9 protein-coding genes and 2 pseudogenes are annotated in these 8,743 nt (G+C 52.6%); 7 read left to right on the top strand and 4 right to left on the bottom strand.

Features of this window, described 5'->3' with window-relative positions; translation table 11 throughout:
- Both ACWB12_RS01445 and ACWB12_RS01450 read left to right on the top strand, forming a co-directional pair.
- The coding region (locus ACWB12_RS01445; protein WP_479528278.1) for a hypothetical protein at nt 1-306 on the top strand (306 nt) is incomplete at its 5' end.
- A gap of 69 nt (nt 307-375) precedes the next feature.
- Complete coding sequence (locus ACWB12_RS01450) at nt 376-1,086, top strand: hypothetical protein (RefSeq protein ID WP_479528279.1); 711 nt, start codon at nt 376-378, stop codon at nt 1,084-1,086.
- 15 nt (nt 1,087-1,101) lie between these two features.
- Here the strand turns inward: ACWB12_RS01450 and ACWB12_RS01455 are convergent, their stop codons facing one another.
- Nucleotides 1,102-2,397 (bottom strand): APC family permease, encoded by a 1,296-nt coding sequence (locus ACWB12_RS01455; protein WP_479528280.1) that lies wholly within the window; start codon nt 2,395-2,397, stop codon nt 1,102-1,104.
- Between the two features lie 323 nt (nt 2,398-2,720).
- On the opposite strand from ACWB12_RS01455, the gene ACWB12_RS01460 reads away from it, so the two are divergent.
- Nucleotides 2,721-3,038 carry a hypothetical protein gene (locus tag ACWB12_RS01460; RefSeq protein ID WP_479528281.1) on the top strand — a complete coding sequence of 106 codons (318 nt, stop codon included), beginning with the start codon at nt 2,721-2,723 and terminating at the stop codon, nt 3,036-3,038.
- Here ACWB12_RS01460 and ACWB12_RS01465 read toward each other — a convergent pair.
- The 3 genes from ACWB12_RS01465 to ACWB12_RS01475 form a co-directional block, all read right to left on the bottom strand.
- A complete protein-coding gene (locus ACWB12_RS01465; protein WP_479528282.1) occupies nt 2,995-3,771 on the bottom strand; it encodes an ATP-binding cassette domain-containing protein in 777 nt (258 codons plus the stop codon). The genes ACWB12_RS01460 and ACWB12_RS01465 overlap by 44 nt on opposite strands.
- Nucleotides 3,768-4,829, bottom strand: a complete 1,062-nt coding sequence (locus ACWB12_RS01470) for an ABC transporter permease (protein WP_479528283.1) — start codon at nt 4,827-4,829, stop codon at nt 3,768-3,770. The genes ACWB12_RS01465 and ACWB12_RS01470 overlap by 4 nt, the downstream gene beginning before the upstream one ends.
- A 95-nt stretch (nt 4,830-4,924) precedes the next feature.
- Complete coding sequence (locus ACWB12_RS01475) at nt 4,925-5,914, bottom strand: substrate-binding domain-containing protein (RefSeq protein ID WP_479528286.1); 990 nt, start codon at nt 5,912-5,914, stop codon at nt 4,925-4,927.
- A gap of 280 nt (nt 5,915-6,194) precedes the next feature.
- Between ACWB12_RS01475 and ACWB12_RS01480 the strand changes: the two genes are divergently transcribed.
- The 4 genes and pseudogenes from ACWB12_RS01480 to ACWB12_RS01495 form a co-directional block, all read left to right on the top strand.
- Nucleotides 6,195-7,415 (top strand): ROK family transcriptional regulator, encoded by a 1,221-nt coding sequence (locus tag ACWB12_RS01480; protein ID WP_479528284.1) that lies wholly within the window; start codon nt 6,195-6,197, stop codon nt 7,413-7,415.
- 9 nt (nt 7,416-7,424) lie between these two features.
- Nucleotides 7,425-8,102, top strand: a complete 678-nt coding sequence (locus ACWB12_RS01485) for a nucleoside/nucleotide kinase family protein (RefSeq protein ID WP_479528285.1) — start codon at nt 7,425-7,427, stop codon at nt 8,100-8,102.
- Nucleotides 8,103-8,241: 139 nt separating this feature from the next.
- Nucleotides 8,242-8,634, top strand: a pseudogene (locus ACWB12_RS01490) (DDE-type integrase/transposase/recombinase).
- A pseudogene (locus ACWB12_RS01495) lies at nt 8,619-8,743 on the top strand (IS3 family transposase); the annotation flags it as partial. The pseudogenes ACWB12_RS01490 and ACWB12_RS01495, both read left to right, overlap by 16 nt.

Genomic DNA, 8,743 nt, shown 5'->3' on the forward strand with positions numbered 1-8,743 from the left:
TTTTACAATGCGGGTGACCGGATCAAATTCTGGGGTGGTCAGGGCGCGTTCTGGGGCGGTCTGTGGGCTGTGCTCGTCGGGGCAGCCTTCTTTTGGGTTCCGGGTTTTGGTCCCTTGGCTGTTGCGGGGCCTTTGGTCGGCGCCATTATTACAGGCCTAAGCGGCGGCGCTATCACCGGTAGTCTGAGCGTATTAGGTGCTGCGCTCTACAGTATCGGTATCCCCAAAGATAGTATTGTAAACTATGAAACGGCCCTTAAGGCGGATAAATTCCTGCTTATTGCCCATGCACCGAGGCAGAGGTAAGGCAGGCCAGCGAGATACTGAAAATGGGTGCTGATGTCGCGCTTCATCTAAGCTAAAGGAGGACAAGTGATGAATACAGATGATGCTGATAAGATTTTTGGGAAGCCGCACGGGTTCAAAACCATTATACTTATCCTGTCGCTAGTGCTGCCAGTGATCGGATTGGGGTTGACCTATTTCTATCCCGTCAACAGTTATCAATACTGGGTCGGGCTGCTGCTGGTGGCCTCTATGGGGGTGGCTGCATTTTATGCCTCACACGCGCATCGCATGGGGTTTTTCGAGGAAATCATTCTTGTTCTCGCGTTCCTGCTGTCCCTGATCGGGATTGGGCTGACCAATTATTCACCGACAAGCAGCGTTCGGTTCTGGATGGCCATGACCCTGTTCATGGCGGTCGCGGCGATTGTCATCGGGGCGGTGAAATCCATTGAGCGCAAGGATATGGATGCCGATATGATCGTAACCCAGCTTATACACTGGGGGGCCACGCTGCTTGCAGTTCTCGGGATCTTTCTACTGCTTAGGGCTGGTCGGCTGAATTACGACAATACAGGACTGGTTCTGTTGCTCGTCATTGGATTGTCGACGTTCCTTGATGGCTACCGCATCTCGTGGCGGTTTTCGTTGATCGGGATATTGGTCGCCGGCACGGCCATCCTCGCGGCATTTGTCGAGCAATTCATCTGGCCGGTTATTTTGTTGGCGCTCATCCTGTTGGTCATTGCCATCTTTTGGGAGAGACACAGGCACAGGCAGGCTCGAAACATCGAGAACTGATCCAAGCTGGATGGTTTACTTTGGCGCCCGCATTCCGATTGTCCGGCCGGTAACCAAGCGTAAACCGATCTCGATCATCAGTGACAGTGCAAAAAATCCGGCGATCCATACCAGAAGCATTGGTGATTTTTGGCCAACGTAAATACCGGAAAGCACTATTGCGAACAGATTAGCCAACACCGCAAGCACGATAAGCCACACAACAGCACCGGTTTCGCGCAAAAGTCTCAGGTGTCCGATATGAACCGTCATATGGATGATCAACGTGGATATGGCCCCGATGGCGGCGATCTGCGACAAATCTAGAAATACAGCCAACAGGACGATAATCACGGAGCTGATAATCAGACCCTCACGGCTATGCCCAATCGGTTTGCCGAAAAGAGCAGGAAGATCGCCATATTTTGCCAGTTGATAGGTCACGTTGGTTGCAGCGTATAGACTGGCATTGATAGCGCTGGAGGTCGACAAAAGAGCGGCCAGAGAGATGATAATAAACCCTGTTTCGCCAAAGATGGGTTTTGCGGCCTCGGCCAGAGCAAAATCCTTGGACGCTATGACTTCATCTGCGCTCAGGTTGCCGAATACCGCCAGTGATACCGCCACATACAGGATCATCACCAGAATAATGGACGTCATAATAGCTCGCGGCAGGGTTCGCGCCGGATCTTCCATATCTTCGGCGGCGTTTGTGATGACGCGGAATCCCTCATAGGCGAAAAATGTAATCGCCAGACTGAAGAAAACTGTTGTAACAGGCGGGTAATCGGCAGGGGACAAACGGCTCGGGTCCATATAGATGATCCCGGCAATGGCAAAAACCACCAAAACCCCCATCTTGACGGCCACAACCAGATTTTCCGCCAGCGCCATAGAACGGGCGCCATTCAGGTTGACCAGCATAAAGACAAGCACAACGGCTGCCGCAAATACCTCAACCAGTATGCCGGGCAATCCAGCCGGTAACATAGCGTAGGCGTATGCGCCGAATGTTCTGGCGATCAGGGAAATAGAGATGACAGAGGAGAGATACATCATGACGCTCATGGAGCCGGAAAACAGCCCCTTGCCATACCCGCGCACAAGATACTCGACCAGCCCGCCAGCGGACGGGTATCGCGCCCCGAGCCGCCCCATGGAATAGCCGCTCAGCAGCGCAATAAAACCACCGGCGACAAAGGACATCCAGACCGCGGAAGAGGCAATAGCCCCCGCCTGACCCAGCAGCGCGAAAATGCCGGCCCCGACCATGGCCCCGATCCCCATGGCCACAGCCGACCAGAATCCAACAGTATTACCAGATTTATGCATTAGATATTCCTCTTGGAGACGTTATCTTTTTGGGAATGGGTGGGACGATAATATCATCGCCCAGATGGCACCGATTTGGCAAGAGACTTGGCGGTGGGAGAGTAAGATATAATGCGCCCCGCCTGCAACAACGAGCCAATGAAATTAACCTTCCCCCATATCAATGCGACGCCAGTAAAAACACACTGGCCAAAGCCAGCAACGAACATCCAACCAGTGAAAAACTAATGGCTTTTACCATCAACGCCATCGCTATTTACACTTCAAACACCCATTGAAAACATTCAATATTCCCAATCACTATTCTCCTAATTAAGGCTACTATGACACCAGTTGTGGTTCACGGCCAAAAATGCCAACCAAAACAATTTCTGACCCGTGGCGGGCAGGATTTTGAAGGGGAAATACGTATTCCGGCGGGCCATCCCGAGGGTTTTTTGGAAAGGTTCGCCACGCTGTATCACGACTTTGCCAAGGTCATTCGCGGGGACGCACAGGCGGCGGACATTTTGCCAAATATCAATGCGGGTCTTGCGGGGATGGAGTTTATCGCGGCAGCGGTAAAATCCAGCAAGGCTGACGGGGAATGGTGGCGCTTTAACCGAGATCGGCTTCGGGCGGAACGGTGGCACCAGTCATAAAGGCCACGGCATCGGACATGGTGTAATCCTTGGGATTGATCGTGCAAAGGCGACGACCAAGACGATGAATGTGAATGCGGTCGGCCACCTCGAATACATGGGGCATGTTGTGGGAAATCAGCACAATCGGCATGCCGCGCGATTTTACATCCTGCATCAATTCCAGCACACGGCGCGATTCCTTGACGCCAAGCGCAGCTGTGGGTTCGTCCATGATAATGACCTGTGATCCAAAGGCGGCGGCGCGGGCAACTGCGATGCCTTGACGTTGACCACCTGACAGGGTTTCAACCGACTGGCTGATGTTCTGGATGGTCATCAGGCCAAGCTCGGTCAGCTTTTCGCGCGACAGGCGTTCCATCTTTTTGCGGTCAAGCTGGCGCAGGAACGTGCCCATAAAACCGGGCTTGCGAATTTCGCGGCCCAGAAACATATTGTCAGCGATGGAAAGAGCGGGGGAAAGGGCAAGCGTTTGGTAAACGGTTTCGATGCCTGCATCACGGGCCTCGGTCGGGGAGCGGAAATTGATCTGCTCGCCCTTTAGATGCATCTCCCCCTCGTCCACTTGAAGTGCACCACATAGCGCCTTGATCAGGGTTGTTTTGCCTGCGCCATTGTCGCCAATGATCGCCAGAATTTCGCCCGGATACAGATCGAAATCCGCGTGGTCCAGTGCCGTGACGCGGCCATAGCGCTTCACCAGATTACGGGCTGTCAGAATGGGCTGGGTCATGCCGATGCCTTTCTGATCCATTGGTCAATTGCGACAGCGCCAATGATCAGAACGCCGATCAGCAAATAGGTCCATTGCGGGTTGGTTCCTATCAGGCGCAGGCCCAGTGAAAACACACCAACAATCAGCGCGCCAAAGAACATACCAAGGATCGAACCGCGTCCGCCAAACAAGGATATGCCGCCGATCACCACGGCGGTGATGGATTCGATATTGGCGAATTGCCCTGCAGTGGGGGACACCGATCCGATGCGCCCGATCAATGCCCATCCGGCCAATGCGCAGATCAGCCCCGCCAATGTATAGACCGACAACAGGATGCGTTTGACCCGCACGCCGGACAGTTCCGCGGCCTCGGGATCATCGCCCACCGCATAAACGTGCCGCCCCCATGCGGTGTTGTTCAACACATAGGTCAGGATTACGACCAGCAAAACAAAGGCTACAACGCCGTATGTGAATACCGCGCCGCCGATACTAAATTTATGGCCAAAGAATTGCAGGATTGGCGCGTGGTCCTGAAGGTCCTGATTCCGGATGGTTTCATTTTCGGAATAGAGGAAATTTGTCGCCAGGATGATCTGCCACATGCCAAGGGTTACAATGAATGGAGGCAGCCGCATATAGGCGACCAGAATACCGTTGGTCGCACCGCACAGCATACCACAGGTCAACCCTGCCACGACGGCCAATTCAGGTGGCCAACCATAGCGAAAGGTAAATTGCCCCATGATAACCGAGGACAGAACCATGATCGCGCCGACCGACAGGTCAATGCCCGCGGTCAGGATGACCAGTGATTGCGCAGCGCCAACAATGCCGACGATTGCCACCTGTTGCAGGATTAGCGTCAGCGCGAAGGGCGAGAAAAATTTGCCACCAAGGATAATGCCGAAAATAACGATTGATATTACTAGCACAATCAGCGGCACCATTGAGGGCGTTGAATGCAGCCGGTTATGGACCATGTGCATGAAGCCGTGGTTTTCATCGTCAAACGACACCACTTCGTTCGCTGCGTTCTTAAGTGCGGTTTCTGTTGGCGAGACCTCGGCCATAATAATTCCCAACCTGCTTGGTAATAGTCGTTTTAAATACGGGCGACCCAATGGCCGCCCGCACTAGTATTCTCTGAAATCAGGCAAAAATCAACTTAGCCCCAGCACAGGTTGGTGCCCTCAGTGGTGTCGATTGACTCAACCCCGTCGGCAGGCTTGTCGGTTACCAGTGACACGCCGGTATCAAAGAAGTTTTTGCCAGGTGTTGGCTCGGGTTTTGTCCCATCAGCCGCCCATTTTGCAATCGCCTCGATGCCCAAGGATGCCATCAGCAACGGATATTGCTGTGATGTCGCGCCGATCACGCCTTCCTTAACGCTTTGCACACCAGGACAGCCACCATCGACCGATACGATCAGCACGTCGTTTTCACGACCGAATGCTTTTAGCGCCTCGTATGCGCCTGTCGCGGATGGCTCGTTAATGGTATAAACCACATTGATCATCGGCTCTTTGATCAAAAGGTTTTCCATGGCTTTGCGCCCGCCTTCCTCGTTGCCAGCGGTGACTTCGTTGCCAACAATGCGCGGATCGGTTTCGTCGCCCCATTTGTTGGGATCACCCAGATCAATGCCAAAGCCTTGCAAAAAACCCTGATCGCGCAGAACGCCAACTGATGGCTGGCTGACGGCCAGATCAAGCATGGCGATTTTTGCAGTTGCAGCACCGTCACCCATAGCGGCGGCGGCCCATTTGCCGATCAGTTCGCCTGCTAGAAAATTATCTGTAGCAAAGGTTGCATCGGCTGAATCGATTGGCTCTAGCGGGGTATCAAGTGCGATTACCAGCAGGCCAGCCTCGCGGGCTTGTTGCAGCACTGGAACGATGCCTTTGGTGTCGGATGCGGTGATCAGGATGCCTTTGGCCCCATCGGCGATGCAGGTTTCAACGGCCGCCACTTGGCTTTCGGTGTCGCCATCAACTTTACCGGCGTATGTTTTTAGCTCAATGCCCAGTTCGGCGGCTTTGGCCAATGCCCCTTCTTTCATTTTCACGAAAAACGGATTGGTGTCTGTTTTGGTGATCAGGCAGGCGCCAACGCTGTGGCCTGCGGCAAATGCAGGCGCGGCCAGCACAGTGCTCATCGCGAGTGCGCCAAGCGCGGATACGAGTATTTTCTTTTTCATAATTTCCTCCGAATTCTATTCATTTCTGTCGGTGCTTTTAGATCGCTTTTAGATCGACGTATTGGAACAAAAATGCGTCAGACATGCCGTCGACTCACTCCCCCCAATGACAAATCCTTGCATCAGGTGGCTGATCTGTCAATAAATAACTCCAATTGATTTATTGTCCATATGTGACATTCTGCACAGATGCGTTAAAGGGATTCCTCGGTAAACCCTCAACTTAATGGAATGTGCTGTGACCACTTCTAAAGATAATAAAAACAAGGTGATAGGCCCTAGAGGAGGGGCCAACCAGTCACGCCTACGCGCCTATAATGAGCGGCTTGTCTTGTCGATGATCCGGAGGCACGGGGGTATTCCCAAATCCGAATTGGCACGGCGAACCGGCCTGACAGCGCAGTCAATGTCGGTGATAATGCGATCATTAGAGAAGGACGGTTTGCTGTTGCGAGGCGAGCCGCAACGCAGGCGGGTTGGACAGCCTTCTATCCCGATGCTGCTAAATCCTGATGGCGCGTTTACCATCGGACTAAAGATTGGGCGGCGGCGTGTCGATCTGGTGATGATGGATTTCGTCGGGCAGCAAAGAATGGCAATCCATGAGACATACACCCACCCTCAGCCGCAACAAATCCTTGATTTTGTCGGGAAAGGGCTCAGTCGTCTTGTTGATGCGCTTTCGTCCGCTCAGCAAGAAAGGATCGTCGGGATGGGTGTCGCGATGCCCTTTGACCTCTGGAACTGGCTTGAGAAAGTTGGCGCCCCCAAGGGAGAGATGGAAGCATGGCGTGGGTTTGATATAAAGTCGACGTTAGAGGGTTTGTGCCCTTATCCCGTCTTGATACAGAATGACGCAACGTCTGCCTGCGGTGCCGAACTGGTGTTCGGACGCGGGGCCGAGATTGACGACTTTGTCTATTTCTTTATCGGGTCATTCATCGGAGGCGGGATTGTTCTGAACCATAATGTCTATCCGGGGCGCAGCGGAAATGCCGGTGCGCTTGGATCAATGCCAGTGATTGGCGCCGATGGTGCGCCAGCGCAATTGATCGAGCAAGCATCGATTTATATGTTGGAGCATATACTTCGAGATAAGGGGATTGACCCGTCCCCGTTATGGTTAACGCCCGACAACTGGGATGGTTTTGGCGATTGTCTGGAACAGTGGATCGCACAGGTTGCGACCCATCTTGCAATGGCGATTGTGTCCAGTTGTAGCGTCATTGATTTTGGCGCAGCGATTATTGACGGTGCCTTTCCGCAGGATGTTCGTGAGCGCATCGTCGATGCCACCATTGCCGCGCTTCAGGGATTTGACCTACAGGGTATAAAGACGCCAGTCATCCTGCCTGGCAAAGTCGGCAGTGATGCCCGCGTGATAGGAAGCGCCAGCTTGCCGCTATTTGTTCATTACCTTCTGGATCAGAATATCCTGTTCAAGGAGACTTCGACCTAGGATGAAAACTTGTCTTTTCGCGCTAAAAATGGAGGGAATTTCGTGACACGCCAGACTAATCTTGCAGAATTGACCGACCGGCTTTTGACGTTACCAGTGGGCACACGGTCCATCGTCGCGATCATTGGTGCACCGGGTTCGGGTAAATCCACCTTGGCAGATGCGTTGGTGCAGGGGGTGAATAACGCCAACCCGAACCGTGCTGCATTACTGCCAATGGACGGCTACCATTTCGATGATATTTTGCTCACATCGCTCGGGAGACAGGCGCGCAAAGGTGCGCCCGATACCTTTGATGTTGATGGTTTACGCCACATGCTAACTCGTCTGCGCAAAAATGATGCCGAGAATATTGCGATTCCGGTTTTTGACCGCACAATTGAAATCGCCCGTGCAGGGGCCGCATTGATACAGAAAACAAACGATATCATTGTTGTTGAGGGGAACTACCTGTTGCTTGAGCAGCAACCATGGAAAGGTTTGGCACCTCTTTTTGACGTGACGGTCATGATCAAAACCAGCCCTCAAACCTTGCGAGATCGTCTTATGCTTCGTTGGCAAAATATGGGTATTGAGCCCACTGAGGCTCGGCGCAAGGTTGAGGAGAATGATTTGCCCAATGGCGACTTTGTAATGGAAAACAGCATGACAACCGATTTCATGATCGAGACGGCACTATTACATTAAGTTTCTTATTTGCCGATATTCACGGTTTTCTGTTGTCGAGGTTGATGCGGCCACCATTTATAGGTGGGTGCTGAAATTTGGCCCCGAGATAGCAAAGCGAAACTTTGGCAAACGCAACTGACGGGGTCTGATCTGGCATGTGGAAGAAACCTATTTCCGCGTCGGTGGCAAATGGCAGTACCTCTGGTGGACGGTAGATCAACATGGAAAGTTGATCAATTTTCGCCTAACTTCTCGGCGCGACGCCAATGCCGCAAGGTAATCTCCCCATCTTTAATGGGATCCGCTTGTAGAATTATGCGGCTAGTTTCAGTTTCATAGCAGGTGTGATCCTGGGGATCATATCCGCCACATTGACCGGAAGTATCTGAACAACCGGATCGAAGGCGATCATCCGGTGTTAAATAAAATTCTCAATCCAATGCGTGGCTTTAAAACCCTGCGATCGGCCAAGGCAACACTCAAAGGCATTGAACCCATCCGCACGATCAAGAACAACTACATTCACCAACGTAGGGCTTTGTCTACGTAGCTTTTATCATCGATACTTTCGCGGATAAAATCGTTGGGTGGCGTGTCTCTAGTTCGCCGAAAACAGATTTCGTGCTGGATGCATTGGAGCAGGCGCTGCATGATCGTCG

This window comes from Profundibacter sp., from assembly GCF_056498605.1.

Excerpts from the sequence above, each read along its gene's own strand:
- ACWB12_RS01450 (WP_479528279.1), top strand. The coding sequence starts at position 376 with ATGAATACAGATGATGCTGATAAGATTTTTGGGAAGCCGCACGGGTTC.
- ACWB12_RS01475 (WP_479528286.1), bottom strand. The coding sequence starts at position 5,914 with ATGAGCACTGTGCTGGCCGCGCCTGCATTTGCCGCAGGCCACAGCGTT.
- ACWB12_RS01465 (WP_479528282.1), bottom strand. The coding sequence starts at position 3,771 with ATGACCCAGCCCATTCTGACAGCCCGTAATCTGGTGAAGCGCTATGGC.
- ACWB12_RS01470 (WP_479528283.1), bottom strand. The coding sequence starts at position 4,829 with ATGGCCGAGGTCTCGCCAACAGAAACCGCACTTAAGAACGCAGCGAAC.
- ACWB12_RS01455 (WP_479528280.1), bottom strand. The coding sequence starts at position 2,397 with ATGCATAAATCTGGTAATACTGTTGGATTCTGGTCGGCTGTGGCCATG.
- ACWB12_RS01460 (WP_479528281.1), top strand. The coding sequence starts at position 2,721 with ATGACACCAGTTGTGGTTCACGGCCAAAAATGCCAACCAAAACAATTT.